Source organism: Desemzia sp. FAM 23989 (assembly GCF_045528345.1).
GTDB lineage: Bacteria > Bacillota > Bacilli > Lactobacillales > Carnobacteriaceae > Desemzia.
In genome coordinates, this window is sequence record NZ_JBGQQT010000014.1 from 23968 (window position 1) to 40758 (window position 16791).

The 16791-nt window shown below is 37.6% G+C and carries 16 protein-coding genes and 1 pseudogene; 13 read left to right on the plus strand and 4 right to left on the minus strand.

Annotated features, from left to right (window positions below; all coding sequences use genetic code 11):
* The first annotated feature begins 29 nt into the window (after window positions 1-29).
* From ACEN36_RS08835 to ACEN36_RS08875, 9 genes and pseudogenes are all read left to right on the plus strand, one after another.
* Complete coding sequence (locus ACEN36_RS08835) at window positions 30-1292, plus strand: dicarboxylate/amino acid:cation symporter (RefSeq protein ID WP_407126412.1); 1263 nt, start codon at window positions 30-32, stop codon at window positions 1290-1292.
* Between the two features lie 28 nt (window positions 1293-1320).
* Entirely contained in the window at window positions 1321-2283 is a 963-nt protein-coding gene (locus ACEN36_RS08840) for a RimK family alpha-L-glutamate ligase (protein ID WP_407126398.1), read from the plus strand.
* Between the two features lie 163 nt (window positions 2284-2446).
* The gene (gpmA, locus tag ACEN36_RS08845) at window positions 2447-3133 is read left to right on the plus strand and encodes a 2,3-diphosphoglycerate-dependent phosphoglycerate mutase (RefSeq protein ID WP_407096924.1); all 687 of its coding nucleotides are present in this window, start codon (window positions 2447-2449) and stop codon (window positions 3131-3133) included.
* Window positions 3134-3407: 274 nt separating this feature from the next.
* Window positions 3408-4139, plus strand: coding sequence for a glycerophosphodiester phosphodiesterase (locus ACEN36_RS08850; protein ID WP_407126399.1), 732 nt, complete (start codon window positions 3408-3410; stop codon window positions 4137-4139).
* Window positions 4140-4378: 239 nt separating this feature from the next.
* On the plus strand, window positions 4379-5050 hold the full coding sequence (locus ACEN36_RS08855) for a YczE/YyaS/YitT family protein (RefSeq protein WP_407096926.1): 672 nt from the start codon (window positions 4379-4381) through the stop codon (window positions 5048-5050).
* A 207-nt stretch (window positions 5051-5257) separates the two neighbouring features.
* The gene (locus ACEN36_RS08860) at window positions 5258-6283 is read left to right on the plus strand and encodes a LacI family DNA-binding transcriptional regulator (protein WP_407126400.1); all 1026 of its coding nucleotides are present in this window, start codon (window positions 5258-5260) and stop codon (window positions 6281-6283) included.
* A gap of 4 nt (window positions 6284-6287) precedes the next feature.
* Window positions 6288-7241 (plus strand): annotated as a pseudogene (locus ACEN36_RS08865) (sugar kinase).
* 145 nt (window positions 7242-7386) lie between these two features.
* Window positions 7387-7713 carry a four-helix bundle copper-binding protein gene (locus tag ACEN36_RS08870; RefSeq protein ID WP_407096928.1) on the plus strand — a complete coding sequence of 109 codons (327 nt, stop codon included), beginning with the start codon at window positions 7387-7389 and terminating at the stop codon, window positions 7711-7713.
* Between the two features lie 144 nt (window positions 7714-7857).
* Complete coding sequence (locus tag ACEN36_RS08875) at window positions 7858-8409, plus strand: dihydrolipoamide dehydrogenase (RefSeq protein ID WP_407096929.1); 552 nt, start codon at window positions 7858-7860, stop codon at window positions 8407-8409.
* 535 nt (window positions 8410-8944) lie between these two features.
* On the opposite strand, the gene ACEN36_RS08880 is transcribed toward ACEN36_RS08875, so the two are convergent.
* Both ACEN36_RS08880 and ACEN36_RS08885 read right to left on the minus strand, forming a co-directional pair.
* Entirely contained in the window at window positions 8945-9628 is a 684-nt protein-coding gene (locus tag ACEN36_RS08880; RefSeq protein ID WP_407096930.1) for a deoxynucleoside kinase, read from the minus strand.
* A 262-nt stretch (window positions 9629-9890) separates the two neighbouring features.
* The gene (locus ACEN36_RS08885) at window positions 9891-10514 is read right to left on the minus strand and encodes a histidine phosphatase family protein (RefSeq protein WP_407126401.1); all 624 of its coding nucleotides are present in this window, start codon (window positions 10512-10514) and stop codon (window positions 9891-9893) included.
* A 259-nt stretch (window positions 10515-10773) separates the two neighbouring features.
* Between ACEN36_RS08885 and ACEN36_RS08890 the strand changes: the two genes are divergently transcribed.
* From ACEN36_RS08890 to ACEN36_RS08905, 4 genes are all read left to right on the plus strand, one after another.
* On the plus strand, window positions 10774-11838 hold the full coding sequence (locus ACEN36_RS08890; protein ID WP_407126402.1) for a DUF871 domain-containing protein: 1065 nt from the start codon (window positions 10774-10776) through the stop codon (window positions 11836-11838).
* 18 nt (window positions 11839-11856) lie between these two features.
* Window positions 11857-12753, plus strand: coding sequence for an N-acetylmuramic acid 6-phosphate etherase (gene murQ / locus ACEN36_RS08895; RefSeq protein WP_407103173.1), 897 nt, complete (start codon window positions 11857-11859; stop codon window positions 12751-12753).
* A 26-nt stretch (window positions 12754-12779) separates the two neighbouring features.
* Window positions 12780-14255: a PTS transporter subunit EIIC gene (locus ACEN36_RS08900; RefSeq protein WP_407096934.1), complete on the plus strand. Its 1476-nt coding sequence runs from the start codon at window positions 12780-12782 to the stop codon at window positions 14253-14255.
* A 133-nt stretch (window positions 14256-14388) separates the two neighbouring features.
* The gene (locus ACEN36_RS08905) at window positions 14389-15249 is read left to right on the plus strand and encodes a MurR/RpiR family transcriptional regulator (protein WP_407096935.1); all 861 of its coding nucleotides are present in this window, start codon (window positions 14389-14391) and stop codon (window positions 15247-15249) included.
* Window positions 15250-15331: 82 nt separating this feature from the next.
* On the opposite strand, the gene ACEN36_RS08910 is transcribed toward ACEN36_RS08905, so the two are convergent.
* Window positions 15332-16414, minus strand: a complete 1083-nt coding sequence (locus ACEN36_RS08910) for a peptidoglycan-binding protein (RefSeq protein WP_407126403.1) — start codon at window positions 16412-16414, stop codon at window positions 15332-15334.
* 144 nt (window positions 16415-16558) lie between these two features.
* Entirely contained in the window at window positions 16559-16783 is a 225-nt protein-coding gene (locus tag ACEN36_RS08915) for a DUF2922 domain-containing protein (RefSeq protein WP_407096937.1), read from the minus strand.
* Window positions 16784-16791 lie beyond the last annotated feature (8 nt).

Sequence of the window (16791 nt, forward strand, 5' to 3'; positions counted from 1 at the left end):
ATGTGCTTTTTTATTTTCGAAGAATAGGAGTGAGTGTATTGGAGAAAGTCAAAAGAATCAAAAAGCCTGGTTTGATGGTACAGGTTTTAATAGGAGCGGTAATCGGGATTTTAGCAGGGTACTTTAGTCCCCAATTAGGAACGGAAACAGAATTTTTAGGAACAATCTTTATGAACTCGATTCAAATGGTGATTGTACCATTGATCTTCCCATTGATCGTCTTGGCAATCGTGGAGATCAGCAAAGCTAAACGATTCGGCGGAATAGCTCTGAAATCATTTGGATACTTTTTTATTGTGACTACAGCTCTCATTGTGATGACCTTATTGATCGGTTTATGGAGCGATGTAGGCAGCGGCTTTTTAGTAGATTCGGTTAGTACGGAAACGTTAAATGGAATAGCAAACAGTATTGATTTCAGAACTTTTTTATTGGGCATTATCCCCAGTAATGTATTTCAAGCTTTTGCAGATGGAAATCTATTGCCGATTATTTTCTTCGGTGTCTTTTTAGGAGTCTCGTTAGTTGCAATTGGCGAACAAGCTAAACCAGTTATTACTTTTTTTGATGCTTGGTCTAAGGCAATGTTTAAAATGGTCAACTATGCGATTGCTCTTGCTCCTATTGGAGTATTCGGCTTTTTAGCATATGATGTAGCTGCATATGGAGTAGGAAACTTACTTTCATTAGGTCAGTTTGTGTTGTGGGCATACATTGCTTATGCGTTAGTAGCTTTTGTAGTTTATCCTTTAGTAGGTTTGTTGTTTAAAGTGCCGTATTTTTCATTATTGAAAGAGACGAGCGATTTATCTTTGCTGGCTTTTTCAGCAGGAAGTTCCAGTATTGTCTTGCCTTCTTTGATTGAACGTCTTAAAAAATTCGGAGTTCCAGAATCTATTGCCTCATTTGTTACTTCTCTAGGGTATTCATTCAATCTTGGAGGAGCGGCTGTTTACACTAGTATGGCTGTTATGTTTGTCGTCAATTTATATGGAGCAACATTGAATGTGACAGATTTTATGGTATTGACGTTGTTTTTGACCATCATCACTAAAAGTATTGCCGCTGTACCTTCTGGAGCAGTGGTTGTCTTATTAGCTTCGGCAACACAATTAGGCCTGCCTCCTCAAGGGGTAGCGTTATTGGTTTCCATAGATTTCTTTGTAAACGCTGGTCGGACGGCTTTAAATGTGGTAGGGAATGCATTAGCTCCAGTGGTGATAGCGAAAACTGAAGGACAGCTCAAAGCGGCTGAGCTGTCAAGTAGAAAAAAATCCGTTAAATCGGCATAATAGAGAATAGGAAATGGAGTGTTTTAGCATGAAAAAAGTATACATTATTCACGAAAATGATGATTGGACAAGACATTTGACGGCTCGTCTTGATGAATTAGCCGTACCGTACGAAAACTGGGATTTATCAGAGGGGATGGTAGATATTCAAACCGCTCCACCAGAAGGCATTTTTTACAACCGAATGAGTGCTTCTTCGCACACTCGTGGCCATCGTTATGCTCCTGAGTTGACGGACAACTTATTGCATTGGTTAGAAAGTTTTGGAGCTACCGTCATCAATGGTACCGGAGCAATTGAGCTTGAAGTCAGCAAATTAAAACAGCATTTAGCATTAAAAACAAATGGTATTACTACTCCAGAAACTATTGGAGCTGTTGGAAAAGAAAATATTATTCAAGCAGCAGAAAAAATGAATCGTTTCCCATTTATCATTAAGCACAATCGTGCGGGTAAAGGATTAGGGGTTCGTTTAATGTACACCATTCAAGATTTGAAAGATTATGTGTATGGACCTGAATTTGAGGATTCAATTGATGGAATCAGCTTGATCCAACAATATATACGTCCAGCTGATGGACACATTGTTCGTTCAGAATTCATTGGTGGAAGATTCTTTTACGCTGTCAAAGTAGACTCTAGTGATGGTTTTGAACTTTGCCCAGCAGATAATTGCCAAATTCCAATTGGAACAGAAATGTGTCCAGCTGAAGAACCGGAAATGTTAACACCCAATAAATTCAATATCAAAGAAGACGGATTGCCACAAGAGCAAATCAATCTGTATGAAGCATTTTTAAAAAAACAACGGATTGATGTAGCCGCTATTGAGTTTATTGAAACAGAAGATGGTCAAACCTATGCTTATGATGTCAATACCAATACGAACTACAATGCAGACGCAGAAGTAACAGCGGGTAAATTTGCTATGTTGGAATTGGCAAAATATTTAAAACAGGAATTAGGAAAAACAACAGCTGTAAATGCGTAACATCCCCGTAACCGGGTCCTGAATCTCATATATCCAGCAAAAGCCTGAACAACCTCAAAGATTGTTCAGGCTTTATTCGTTAGATAATGCTTTCTATGTGCATTTTCTTGCGTTTAAGGGTTAGAATGAAGATAGAGATCAATTATTGAGAGAAGGGGTAATGATGAGTAGAATCGTTTTTATACGACACGGGCAAAGTGAGTGGAATGCACTAAATCAATTCACCGGTTGGGTCGATGTCGGTCTGAGTGAAATAGGGTTGAAAGAAGCTCATGAAGCAGGGGTGAAGTTAAAAGAGGCAGGCATTGAAATAGATTTAGCTTTTACATCTGTTTTGAAGCGGGCAATTAAGACTTGTCATATTGTGTTGGAGGATTCAGATCAATTATGGGTACCGGAAATCAAGACATGGCGTTTAAATGAACGTCACTATGGAGCGTTGCAAGGACTAAATAAAACGGCAACTGCTGAAAAATATGGTGCTGATCAAGTTCAGCTATGGCGTCGTTCTTACGATACGTTGCCGCCGCTTTTAAAACCGGATGATCCTCATTCCGCTTTAAACGATCGTCGGTACTCTCATTTGCAAAAACGAATCGTTCCTATGGGAGAAAATTTGAAAACTACCTTGGCTCGAGTCATTCCATTTTGGGAAGATGAAATTGCACCTGCCATTTTAGATGGAAAAACAGTCTTAGTAGCTGCCCACGGAAATTCTTTGCGGGCATTGGCAAAGTATATAGAAGAAATCTCTGATGAAGACATCATGGAGCTGGAGATACCGACAGGACAACCGTTAATTTATGAATTAGATAAAGAATTAGCGGTCGTAAAAAAATATTACCTGTAGCTTTAATCTTTAAAAGTTGGAAAAAGGCTGTCTCAAAATACGAGGAGATTGATACGGGTTTTAGTTTTTTGATGATTAAGCTAGCGACGACTCACTTAGCTAGAATTATTAATAATTTAAAAAACGCATGTTCTTACCAAGTGGGTTATGCTTGCTATTCATTTATTTTATGGAGATGCTGAAAAAAGCATTTGTCCAAGAATAATAAATTTTGAACGCAGTTATAGTATAATTTTATTATACTAGTTTATAGGAAGGAGTTGTAAAATTGTAAATGAAACCTTTAAATTTTGCTCATCGTGGTTTTAGTGGGAAATACCCAGAAAACACCATGCTGGCTTTTCAAAAAGCCTTTGAAATAGGAATCGATGGAATCGAATTGGATATTCAATTAACAAAAGATCAAGAATTGGTAGTGATTCATGATACAACAGTGAATCGGACGACAAATGGCAAAGGCTATGTAAAAGATATGACTCTTAATGATATACGCCAACTAAATGCAGCAAACAAATTTACGAATATTTCTAAAAAAGAACTCATCCCTACCTTGGAAGAATATTTAGAGTGGGCAAGGGATAAACAGTTAGTAACGAATATTGAATTGAAAACCAATGTTTTCGAGTATCCTGGAATCGAAGAAAAAGTCGTTGATTTGGTACAAAAATACAACGTGAAAGATTCTATTCTTTTTTCTTCATTTAACCATTATACGATCCAAAAAATAAAGGAGTTGGATCCTAAACTTAAATGTGGGCTACTGTCTGCAGACTGGATTGTTGATTTTGGCAAGTACACTCGTGACTTAGGGGTAGAGTGTGTCCATCCAGGGTTCTTTATGTTGCAAAATTCTGCAGTACTGGAGAATATTAAAAACAATCATTTAGAGATCAATACTTGGACAGTCAATCAAGAGAAGCATATGAGACCCTTGATTGAAGCTGGAGTAACCAGCATAATCACCAATTATCCTAATTTATTGAAAGCTGTTTTGAATGAGTATTAATTAACTAGGTAGAAGCAACTGTAAAGCAAGATTTGCAGTTGCTTTTTTTTGAAACGTAAAAACAATTGTGTCTTTTTCTATCCGAAAAAAGACCTGATTCGAAAAGCAGCACTAGCGGATCTGGATAATTCCAAACATTTAAAGAAAAGAATATTGAGTGAACTTCCGAAAGCTTTCTTGCATTAGACGATGAGTTTAAGTATAGTTCTATTTAATATGGAGAAATGGGAGGAAAAGCAGTGACGAAAAAATTCCTGAGCAATATCATTTGTGTCATGTTTGGTGTTACGTTAATTGGGATTGGCGCAAGTTTATCTATTAAAGCAGCTATTGGCGTTTCCGCAGTTGATGCATTAAACAGCGGAATTAGTGAATTAACAACGATTAAAGTGGGAACGGTTTCTATTCTGGTCAACGTTACATTTGTTTTTGTACAAATGCTCATCCAAAAAAAGGATTTTAAACTTTTTCAATTGATGCAAATACCTCTCTCTTTGTTGATTGGTGAAGTAGTGAATGTCATGATTTATTCTGTACTGCCTTTAATTACTTTAGAAGAATACTATATGAATATACTCTTCTTAGTTCTAGGAAATTTATTTGCTGCATTAGGAGTTGGTTTATGCACGGCTTTAGATTTTATCAGTGTTCCACTAGAATCACTGTGCATGGTGTTAAGTAAAAATACCAGAGCCAGTTTTGGGGAAATAAGACAAAGAGCAGATGTCCTTATCATTGTTGCGTCCGTACTGTTGTCACTGTTGTTCAACGGTTCTTTTTTTATTCGGGAAGGAACAATTATCGGAGCCCTCATATTTGCCCCGATGATGAATTTCATTTATTTAAATCTTCATCGAGTTTTTCCTATTGAGCAAATTAAAATGGATAAAACAATTAAAGAAGCTATCTAGAAAGGGTGAGAGTTGATCTCAGCCTTTTTTCGTTCGCCCAGCATGGGCGAACTCTAACTAATGCATTTCCTAGGCTTCTTTGAAGAACGCCATTGACAAAAGGAAGAGGAAAGACTAAACTTTAATTATATGATAACGATTTCTAAAACCGGTTAACTAAACCGATAAACTAATTAATCAAATTAAAAGAGCAGGTGACGTATCCGAATGGCCAAAAAGAAAGTCACGTTAAAAGATATTGCTAAAGCAGCGAATGTTAGTGGAACAACGATTTCTCGTTATTTAAATGGGAAGTTTGATTATATGTCTGCAGACACAAGACAGACGATTGAAAATGTCATTAAGGAATTGGACTATCGTCCGAGTAATATTGCGCGTTCTTTAAAATCACAAAAGAGTATGTTGTTAGGAGCTGTGATAGCAGATATTGAGAATCCTTTTTCCAACACCATCATTAAAGGACTGTCTGATCAAGCAAATGAACTCAACTATTCCTTGATGATTGCAGTCTCAGACGGATCTAAAGAACAAGAACAAAAACACATTCAGCGTTTTATAGACAATCAAGTAGACGGATTAGTTATAAATACCGTTGGAATGAACGAAGACTATTTAACATCTTTAAAAAACGAGGAAATTCCGATTGTTTTATTGGATAAGAACACTTCCGACAAAAGCCTGGATTGCATCACATCAAATAATTATGGATTGAGTAAAGCGCTAGTTCATCATTTACTTGAAGAAGGATTTAAATCGATTGGTTATTTGGCACCAACGATTGAATCTAACACGGTACAGCTTCACAGACTTCAGGCTGTACAGGATGTTTTAAAAGAACATGAGGAAGTTCAACTGAATACTTACACGACTAACAAAGAAAATGCGGAAGAACTAAGGGATGCCATCAAGGACTTTTTCGTACTTCCAGAACCACGTGTCCTGATTGCGACAAATGGATTGATATTGATGAATGTCTTAAAGGAAATCAATAAAATCGGAAAACAAATTGGGAAAGATTATGGAATCTGCGGGTTCGATGATATTGTATCTGCTTCTATTGTCAACCCGGGAATTACGACGGTCGCCCAAAATTCATATGAATTGGGCAAAGAAAGCGGAGCATTGCTCATTGATAAAATCAAAAAAGAAAAACAAGAGAACACTGTGGTATACAAAGAACTGCCAGGAGAATTGAAAATACGCAAGTCTACAACATTAAAGGATGGAGAATAAAAGTATGAGCGATGTAATATTAATTGGAGAACCAATGGGGATGTTTATTGCAAATGATTATGGCGAACTGGAAGAAGGGAAATCTTTCTCTAAAGGAATCGCAGGTGCTGAAGTTAATGTGGGGACTGGTTTAGCTCGATTAGGATACGATGTTAATTTCCTGACTAAATTAGGAAAAGATCCATTTGGTTAATACATTTACAAATATCTTCAAAGCGAGAACATTGGGACAGATCATATTACTTTCGACGATGACTGCAATACTGGTATCATGCTGAAAAACAAAACGAAAGAAGGAGATCCTGTTACGGCTTATTACCGCAAAGGCAGTGCATTTTCCAACTTTTCCATAGAAGACGTGATGGATCTTGATTTTACAGATGTTCGGTTGCTGCATGTTACGGGAATTCCGCCTGCAGTGAACAGAATCACTCGTGGAGCTGTGTATCATTTGATGGCAAAAGCAAGAGAAGCAGGGACTTTTATTACCTTTGACCCTAACTTGCGTCCGGCATTATGGAAAAATGAAGAAACGATGATTAAAGTATTGAATAACATGGCTCGTTATGCAAATGTTGTACTTCCCGGTATTGCTGAAGGGAAAATTCTAACGGGATCCAATGACAAAGATGTCATTGCTCAATTTTATTTAGATATGGGCGTGGAATATGTCGTCATTAAAACAGGATCAGAGGGTGCATTCATTAAAAAACGAGGGGAAGAATTGAAAAATGTCCCAGGCTTTAAAGTAAAAGAAGTGGTTGATACGGTTGGAGCTGGAGATGGATTTGCAGTCGGGATCATCAGTGGTTACCTAGATGGATTGGACATGGAAAACAGTGCAGTTCGTGCTAATGCAATCGGCTCTCTGCAAGTGCAGAATCAAGGAGATAACGAAGGATTGCCAATGCGTGAGGAATTAAAAGTGTATATCGAAGCAAATAGACCTCAAAACTAAAAGTATTATCATCCATAAGAGTTTTCTACTATATGTAGATAGCTCTTATTTGTGTTTAATCTATGGAGGAAGCGTTTTGTTTGCAGCTGTTTAGCGAGAGTTTTATACTAAAAATGGTTAAACATAACGAAGAGGAGAGATAGAGATGGATACGAAACTGAAAGAAATTGCGCAGAAAGCCTTTGATTGCCAACAAGTATGTAATGAGTGTTTTGATGCCTGTTTGGAAGAAGAGCATGTGGGAATGATGGTGGATTGTATACGTACAGATAGAGAATGTGCAGATATTTGTGCTCTAGTGTCTACTTATGTTACCCGTGAAAGTGTACTAACAAAAGAATTGATTCAGCTTTGTGCAACTATTTGCCAAGCTTGCGGAGAAGAATGCGACAAGCACGACCACGACCACTGCCAAAGATGTGCGAAAGTTTGTTTTGAATGTGCAGAACTATGCCGCTCTTATGCAGCATAAAAAAGAAGGAGTTTATTCATTGGCCGTTCTGCAAGGACTGCTGGTGAATAAACTTTTTTGTGTTTTCAGCCTAAAAGAGGCGTTTTTACTTTAGGAATCAATATGGTATATTTAGGTAAACGGTCGATAAAGAAAGGAATATGTATGGAGAAAGTAAAAAAGCCTTCTTACCCTACAACATGGACAGGATTAAAGCCAATACGATTTAAGAAATATCAAAAATGGATCAATCGAGAAAAACCCGGTATTTGTGGGACTTATGTGAGCGCTGCATTAGTAGACGATACGTTCATACATCATTACAGTGCAGAATTGTCTAAAGAAAAATTATTGGCAGGGTTGAGAACGGTTGTGGATGATCGCTTCCCTTATAAAGGGACATTTCCTTGGGATCTACGATTAGGTTTGAGTTATGTGCTAAAAGATATACCAGAATTAAACGTTAAGATGAGTTTCGTCTCGGAACGGAAAGTAGTGGAACTGCTTAACCGTGAAGACCCTATACCGGTGGCAGTAGGTACTGCAAAAATATTCGGCAGCAAGTACAAAAATCATTGGTTGCTGGTTTACGCATATGGATACAATAAAGAAAGAAAGTTGTACTTTAGAGCCTATGATAATCACGGCAAATATTCTGCTATTGTTCCGGCTTCTCAAACATTAGGTTGTGTTTGGATAGAGAAGACAGATTCTTGACATCAGCCTGGCCAATTGAATGAAATAATAAAGGTACTGAGACGATAAGTCTCTAGAAAAGATGCATTCGTAAAATTATTGGAATTTTCAACCAATAAATTTGGGAATGCATCTTGCTTTTTATTTAATTCTTGCTGAAGAAGTTGGATTATTTGCCTTTAGGTCCTTGTTTATTTTGATGGGCCAGTCAGTATATAAGTGATATAGAGAAGGATACTTGGGCCTACCTAACAAAAAGCTGGTATCACAGTGTTAGAATGTGAAGTATTGAGGCTCTACTTAACAAAAAGCTGGTATCTAAAGGTTAAGTCATGAAGTATACCGTCTCAATCTAATCTACCTAATCCTTTACTAGCCACCATCACCAACTAGGAATCTGTGTGGTCTCCATAGCCAACAATTTGAAAAAATATAACAGAATAATCTCAATAGTGAGATCAAAAAATTAAACTTACATAAAAAAGTACTACTTTCATCTCCAAAAAAGAGAGAAAGTAGTACTTTTTTAGTTCAGCATCATTTAAGGTTTGCTGAGTTATTTTGTACCGTTGGAAGCCAAAACAGCTTCTTCACGTACTTCTGCTAAGCGTTGTCTTACGATATCTAAAATAGCTTCAGCATGTTCTGGTTTTTCTAAGTCGTAGTGATCGATATCGATCGTTAAAGTAGCACTCTTGTCGTAACTGTTGAACCACTCATCGTATTGGCCATGTAGATGTTTGTAATAATCTAATAAACCTGCATTCTTATCAATTTGTTCAAAATCACGACCGCGTTTTTCAATCCGTTCTAAAACAGTATCTAAAGACCCTCGTAAATAAATCAACAAATCAGGAGACTTCTTAGGCATGCTGTCTAATTCTTCCATCATGTTATCCAACAAATCAAGATAAGTATCCATTTCAGGTTCGCTCATATTTCCTTCTTCATAGTTGATACGAGTGAATAAAGCATCTTCATAGATTGAGCGATCCAATACATTGTTTTTGTGTTGGAAAGCTGCTTTGATACTTCTGAAACGTGTGTTCAAAAAATAAATCTGCAATGAGAAGGCCCAACGTTTAGGGTCCTCATAAAATTTTTCTAAAATACGGTTATCATCAACACTTTCATAAAAAGCTTCGCTTCCCAGTGCTTCTGAAATCATAGCGGTATAAGTACTTTTTCCTGATCCAATCATTCCTGCCAATACAATCACTGCGTCTTTATCTCCTTTCAATTAACGGTCATCCTCCTAAACAAAGACCGGCGTCTTTATCGTATATTTAACAAAAATTCAGCTTTGCTTAAATTCCCTTATATAGTATAGCATATTTTTTTCTTCTATAAGATTAGATTTTGGTGGTTCTGAAACTTTTGTTTTGTATGATGACGGAAACAAATGAAAGCTGATGGGATCAAGAAGCAAATGTTACGAATATTTGACAAATCAGGGAAAGCTGCATTCGATATTAGAATGTGGTTTTGCTTGATTCAGTGAACTAATGAAGATGATTGGTTTTATTCCAAGCGTCCAAATGGAAGGTGTCCTTTTCATAATTCAATATTGAAATACTGGTATTGTCTAATGGAGGAGCAGAGCGGAGATCTTTTATTTCTTTTCCAAGTAATGACAATAGGGTACACGTGATTGTGATGCTATGGCCAACAAACAAGATATCTTCATTTGGAAAAGCCGTACAAGCTTTATGAACTACATCAGTTCCACGTTTGATCAATTCTCTATAGGTTTCCCCTTTTATAGAAGTGGGGTTGTATAATTCCGGTCTTTCTCGCAAATGATAAAACATTTCCGGATAATTTTCTCTTAACTCCGGAATAAAAGCACCCTCCCAGTCACCGTAACGGAATTCTCGAAATTCTTCTGTGAAATGAACAGAAAATGGGTGTTGAAATTGATTGGTAATCAACTCCATCGTTTCTACAGCCCGATGTTGCGGGCTGGCAATGACACGCGGAATAGTTTCCATCTGTAAAGCTAGTCCAGTCTTTATAGCATCTTGCTTGCTTTCTGGTAAAAGGGGAGAATCGATATCCCCTCCTTGAACTCGGTCTGCTAGATTGTATTCTGTTTTTCCATGACGAACAAAATAAAGTTGTGGCATTGTGATTCCTCCTGTGATGAAATTTAATTTTATCATAACACACTGATGTGAAGTTTAAAAATCGAAACGAATATAAAATAAAAAAATAAAACGAATACATATTTTACGTGGTATCTAACTTATATTGATGTTATATCATGGTTTAAATAAATTTTAATAAATATTGGTATATCTATAAATAATTAAAAAAACGTGTTGAAATAAAATTTCAATGTGGTACTATGGTGTTGAAAAAGAAAACGCTGTAAGGAGGAATGCTATGTTTGGATTATCTGTATTTTTAGGCATCGACCTAACTGAAGATAAAAAACAATATTTAAAAGAAATGAAAGAAGCAGGGTTTACGAGTGTTTTTACGTCATTGCATATTCCAGAAGAAGACGCAGATCAGTACATGCAGAGATTAACGGATTTAGCATCATTAGTCAAAAAATGGGACATGGAGCTGATTGCGGATATCTCTAAAGGTGCCTTAGAAAAATTAGGAATTTCGATACATTCTGCAAGTTCTTTAGAGAAATTGAAACATATTGGTCTTACGGGGTTGAGAGTAGACTATGGATTCACAAACCAAGAAATTGCGTTTATGTCTAACAGTTTGGACATAGCGTTGAATGCTAGTACGATTACGGAGAAGGATGTGGAAGAATTAGTCCAGTATGGAGCCAATTTCCATAAAATGACAGCCATGCACAATTATTATCCAAGGCCAGAAACCGGCTTAGCAAAAGAAGTGTTTCAGCAAAAAAACGTGTGGCTAAATGAAATCGGTTTTACGGTGGCATCATTTGTGTCTGGAGATGAAGAACTAAGAGGACCGCTTTTCCAACATTTGCCTACCTTAGAAGACCATAGAGAACTGCACCCTTTAGCAGCAGCATTGGAATCACTTAAAGATTGTGCAGTAGATGCTGTTTATATAGGGGATCCCACGATTTCGGCGGTAACGTTAGAACAGTTTAAACACTATATACAAGAAGACACGATTCTTTTTCATGTCGAACCAATCAATCACTCGCCGTATTTCGAGCGTATTTTAGGAAAACATCAAAACCGATGGGATCCGGCAAAAGATGTGTTGAGAAGTGCTGACGCGCGATTTAAAGAGATAACTGAAATAGAACCACATGAAACAAGCAGCAGATTTAGAGGAGCGGTAACGTTAGATAACAATCGATACCAACGTTATATGGGAGAAACTCAAGTAGTCGTCCATGAATTGCCGGCAGATGAGAAAGTAAACGTGGTAGCTCAAATCAAAAAAGAAGATTTGTCATTATTAGACTGGTGTGTTGCCGGTAGTCAATTTGAGTTAAAGAATTAAAGGGTTAAAAAGAGGAGAATGACATTGAATTTAGATAAATTAACTACAGAAACCAGAAATCAACAAACGATGAATTTGGACGAGCTGTCCACCAGCGAAGTCTTGCACTTAATGAACGAAGAAGATAAAAAAGTAGCTGCGGCAGTCGAAAAAGAATTGCCTTCTATTTCAAAAGCAGCTGAAGCGATTGTGGCTAGTTTTGAAAAAGGCGGACGTCTGATTTATATGGGAGCTGGAACCAGTGGACGTTTAGGTGTATTGGATGCTGCTGAATGTGTCCCAACGTTTAGTGTAGAACCCACTATGGTACAAGGATTGATCGCCGGTGGAATGAAGGCGATGACAGTAGCAGTTGAAGGAGCAGAGGATTCTCAGACTCTTGGAAAAGAAGATTTGCAAGCTATTGATTTGAATGAAAATGACATTGTTATCGGAATCGCTGCAAGCGGCAGAACACCTTACGTCATTGGCGGTTTAACGTATGCTAAAGCAGTAGGAGCCGTTACAGCCTCACTTTCATGCAATAAGAACGCAAAAATCAGCAAGTATGCAGAATTGCCGATTGAAGTAGAAGTAGGACCAGAAATTTTGACCGGTTCTACAAGACTGAAATCTGGAACAGCGCAAAAGTTAGTGTTGAACATGTTATCTACCAGTTCAATGATCGGCGTTGGAAAAGTATACCAAAATCTGATGGTAGATGTTAAACCATCTAATGAAAAATTAGTAGAACGTTCAAAACGAATCATTATGCAAGCTGCGGAATGTTCTTATGAAGTCGCTGCAGAAGCATTTGAGGCTGCTGACCAACAAGTCAAAGTCGCTATTGTTATGGTTTTAACGAACACTGCAAAAGATAAAGCGCAACAAAAATTAACGGAAGCAAAAGGCTTTGTTAGAAAAACAATAAATTAAAACACATATAAAGGAGGAAAAAAAGAATGGCAAATGCAAAAGAAGAAAAATTAGCTAAAGACATCTACAATCAAGTTGGCGGAATGAGTAATGTTGGGAATGTCATCAACTGTATGACTCGTGTACGTTTAGATATCAAAGACTATGATCAAGTGGATATCGATAATTTGAAAAAAGTAGATGGTGTATTAGGGGTCGTAGAAGACGATACTCTACAAATCGTTTTAGGCCCTGGAATCGTTACTAAAGTAGCGAACCAAATGTCTCAAATGAAAAAAGGGCGTCCCGCTGAAGTCGATTCTACAGGCACAAATTCAGGGAGAGCTGAAGCAGAACGAAAAGCAGCTGCAACTAAATCAGAACAAAAGAAACGCAATAATACTCCATTCAAGCGTGCTCTAAAATCAATTGCGAATATATTCGTACCACTGATTCCTGCATTTGTTGGAGCTGGTATCATTGGCGGGATTGCATCTGTACTCCAAAACTTGATGACAGCTGAAGCTATCGATGCAGCAACTTGGCAAAATATTGTCTTAGTATTAAATATCATCAAAAACGGACTATTTACGTATCTAAACATTTATATTGGTATCAATGCTGCTAAAGTCTTTAAAGCTACGGAAGGACTTGGAGGAGTTGTCGGGGGAATCATTTACTTAACCGGTATGACTCCAGAAGCTCCATTACCCAACATCTTTACTGGTGAACCTTTAGCAGCGGGACAAGGCGGGGTCATCGGAGTCGTCTTAGCTGTATGGCTATTGTCTATCGTTGAAAAGAACTTGCGCAAAGTCGTTCCGGATTCATTAGATGTTATTGTGACTCCGACGATTTCTTTACTGGTAATCGGATTGATTACCATCTTCTTGATCATGCCGATCGCTGGTTTTGTCTCTACTTCTCTCGTAGGTGCAATCACTTGGGTCTTAAATGTTGGTGGAGCATTTGCTGGTTTCGTCTTAGGGGCTTTGTTCTTGCCGATGGTTATGTTTGGACTACACCAAGTCTTGACGCCAATTCATATTGAAATGATTGCTTCACAAGGGTCTACTTTGCTATTACCGATTTTGGCTATGGCTGGTGCTGGTCAAGTTGGAGCAGCCTTCGCATTATGGGCAAAATGCAGAAAAAACAAACAATTAACGAACATGATCAAAGGCTCTTTACCAGTTGGTATCTTAGGAATTGGTGAACCATTGATCTATGCAGTAACATTACCATTAGGTCGTCCATTCATTACAGCTTGTATTGGTGGAGGAATCGGTGGAGCTGTCATCGGATTGATCGGTGGAGTTGGAGCCACAGCTATTGGACCAAGTGGAGTGGCCTTGATTCCGTTGATCGCTGATGGATTATGGTGGGCTTATGTACTAGGTTTATTAGCAGCATATGCTGGTGGATTCTTAGCAACCTACTTCTTTGGAGTACCTGCAGAAGCTATGGAACCAACTGAATTACCGACAACTGAAATTGATGGTGAAACAGTAGTCGACTATTAATCAGTTAATCTATATACTATAAAAGGAAGACTAAAAGGCAACTAGCTGTGATCAGTTTAGGTGCCTTTTTCCTTTAGTCAGATTTGTTCAACTAAAATTGACCTAAGTAAGATTGCTTAAAAGGAGCACACACATGTTAAATAATATCTTATTAAACATTAAAGAGAAAAAGGGTACTTTACCTTTGTCTGAAAAGAAAATCGCGGAATTGATTTTGCAAGAACCGGCCTCTATTATTAATATGAATTCTTCATTACTAGCTCAAAAAGCAGGATCTAGTTCAGCAGCAGTTATTCGGTTCTGCCACTCGATCGGGCTGAAGGGTTTTGTAGAATTAAAATTGCAGCTTTCAGCCGATTTGCAAGGAATCAATGACAATTTATATACAGATATTCTGCCTGGTGAAGAGTTGGCTAAAATCAAAAAGAAATTGCTCGTCAATACAAACCATGTCTTCAAAGAAACCAACAATACGTTAGCTGATGAGGTTGTTTTTAGTGCTACTAAATTATTTTACAGTAGTTCGGTTATTTATCCTTTTGGTCTGGGGGCTTCAAGTATTGTAGCAGAAGATTTTCAACAGAAGTTTAGTCGTATTGGAAAAAAAGTTATTTTTATACAGGATCAGCATGTGTTAGCTACATCATTGGCGGCTTCGGATAAAGACGCTTTATTTTTGGGGATTTCAAATGCTGGAGAAAAAGGAGAAGTACTTGCCTTAACTAAAATGGCTAAATCATTTGGTCTCAAGACCGTTTCACTTACCCGCAATACAGAAAATACATTGAGCCACGAAACAGATGTAGCTTTAAAAACCGCCTTTGCACAAGAACCCCCGTTAAGAAGCGGGGCGACCATTTCTTTATTGACACAAATGTATGCCATTGATATATTGTTTTATGCTTATGTCACCAATTATTATGAATCGAGCTTGGAAAATCTGGAAAAATCAAAAGAAGCGATCAATCATTTATATAAACAATATGACTTTTGATGAATCGTTTGGAAAAATCATACAATATAAAAGCCAAGAATCAAGGATAAGCCTTGATTCTTGGCTTTTTACATTAATACATTTAATAATTAAAAAGTTTTGTTTGAGTTTTAGGACCGCAATTGCCGTCATTTTTCAGATTGTGATCTTTTTGGAATTGTTTGATGGCGGCAGTTGTTTTAGGACCGTATTTTTTATCTAAGGAGCCCACATTGGTATATCCTTTGCAATAAAGCATTGCTTGGACGGCGTAAACGTCCCAACCTTCGTCATTCGGTAAAAGAGCACGAGCCGTTTGTGATATTTCACCGCTCCAGATACCGCTTGGGTATAAACCGACAGCCCGTTGAAACAATTGAAGAATCGCTTTTTTAGTATCAGGCCCGGCTGAACCGTCAGGCGAAGTGCCGACAGTCCGTTGGATTTGTTGGATAATCTGCGTTTTATTCAATGTCAGTTGTTGTTGGGTGATTTTTAATTCCTGACCTAAATAAATCACCTCAGAAGGGAGCTGGTTGACAGTCTTTAACCAACTGATTGTAGTAGCATATTTTTTTGCTATTCCCCAAAGCGAATCGCCTCTTTTGACAATATGGGTGAGATAATCAACAATATGTTCTTCTTTAGGCTTTGTCTTTTTTTCAACGTCAGCAGCAAACTGAGTTAAAGAGATTCCGAAATCAGCTAAATAATTGTCTGGATCTGTATGAGTGGTTCCGCCTAAATGTTGGGTTACCCAATGGTGAGTTTTAATCCCTTTATCTTTAAGTGTTTTTCCCGTATTCAAGGTTATTGGGATAGAAGCTTGCGCAGCCAGTGTTCTCAATAGCCAGATATATGCAGCGTAATCTTTTTTAAATTGTTCTTTGTCCGTTGTGCGGGCTAGTTCAACTTGAGCGTAAGCATAAGGATTGGCATTTGCACCAGCACCGTATTGCATAAGATTTGTCTGAGCCAGTTGGACGATCTTTCCTCCAGCTCCAACCCAATGACTTGTATAGGCTCCGCCTTCCCTAGCATTACGTGACATATATTGGATTTCATTTTTTAAAGCGTCTGGCCCTGTGTTTTTTGGGTTTCCTGATTCGTGGGCGATAATAAAGCGAATGTCTTTTAACGGTTTTTGTTTGAGATTAAGAAGTTGCTTTTCTATGGGATATGTCATAATTTCCTCCTGTTCATATAAGCAATAAAGTAAATCAGCTTAGAGCAGCTTTTTAAAGACAAAAGACCAGACCAATATTGATTGGTCCAGCCTGTTGTAGGGACGAGTTTATTCAGGACTCATTATTTCTTTAACAAATGGTCATTATTCAGTTTCAAAAATATCTGTTAAGATACGTTCGACATAACGAGCAGAAAGTCTTCCCGCGTAAGGATTAACCCCATCTATATCAAACATATTCAAATGAATGATTTTATCCATAGCTTGTTGAGCAGTTTCTGGGGATAGATCGAGAATAGGGTCTTTCACACTCATTGTTTTAGTTTTACCAGCACTGGTGCTGAATTTTAGCTCTAATGTTTTTGTCATTGTTTATT

Excerpts from the sequence above, each read along its gene's own strand:
- ACEN36_RS08840 (WP_407126398.1), top strand. The coding sequence starts at position 1,321 with ATGAAAAAAGTATACATTATTCACGAAAATGATGATTGGACAAGACAT.
- gpmA (WP_407096924.1), top strand. The coding sequence starts at position 2,447 with ATGAGTAGAATCGTTTTTATACGACACGGGCAAAGTGAGTGGAATGCA.
- ACEN36_RS08850 (WP_407126399.1), top strand. The coding sequence starts at position 3,408 with ATGAAACCTTTAAATTTTGCTCATCGTGGTTTTAGTGGGAAATACCCA.
- ACEN36_RS08860 (WP_407126400.1), top strand. The coding sequence starts at position 5,258 with ATGGCCAAAAAGAAAGTCACGTTAAAAGATATTGCTAAAGCAGCGAAT.
- ACEN36_RS08870 (WP_407096928.1), top strand. The coding sequence starts at position 7,387 with ATGGATACGAAACTGAAAGAAATTGCGCAGAAAGCCTTTGATTGCCAA.
- ACEN36_RS08875 (WP_407096929.1), top strand. The coding sequence starts at position 7,858 with ATGGAGAAAGTAAAAAAGCCTTCTTACCCTACAACATGGACAGGATTA.
- ACEN36_RS08885 (WP_407126401.1), bottom strand. The coding sequence starts at position 10,514 with ATGCCACAACTTTATTTTGTTCGTCATGGAAAAACAGAATACAATCTA.
- ACEN36_RS08890 (WP_407126402.1), top strand. The coding sequence starts at position 10,774 with ATGTTTGGATTATCTGTATTTTTAGGCATCGACCTAACTGAAGATAAA.
- murQ (WP_407103173.1), top strand. The coding sequence starts at position 11,857 with ATGACATTGAATTTAGATAAATTAACTACAGAAACCAGAAATCAACAA.
- ACEN36_RS08900 (WP_407096934.1), top strand. The coding sequence starts at position 12,780 with ATGGCAAATGCAAAAGAAGAAAAATTAGCTAAAGACATCTACAATCAA.
- ACEN36_RS08905 (WP_407096935.1), top strand. The coding sequence starts at position 14,389 with ATGTTAAATAATATCTTATTAAACATTAAAGAGAAAAAGGGTACTTTA.
- ACEN36_RS08910 (WP_407126403.1), bottom strand. The coding sequence starts at position 16,414 with ATGACATATCCCATAGAAAAGCAACTTCTTAATCTCAAACAAAAACCG.
- ACEN36_RS08915 (WP_407096937.1), bottom strand. The coding sequence starts at position 16,783 with ATGACAAAAACATTAGAGCTAAAATTCAGCACCAGTGCTGGTAAAACT.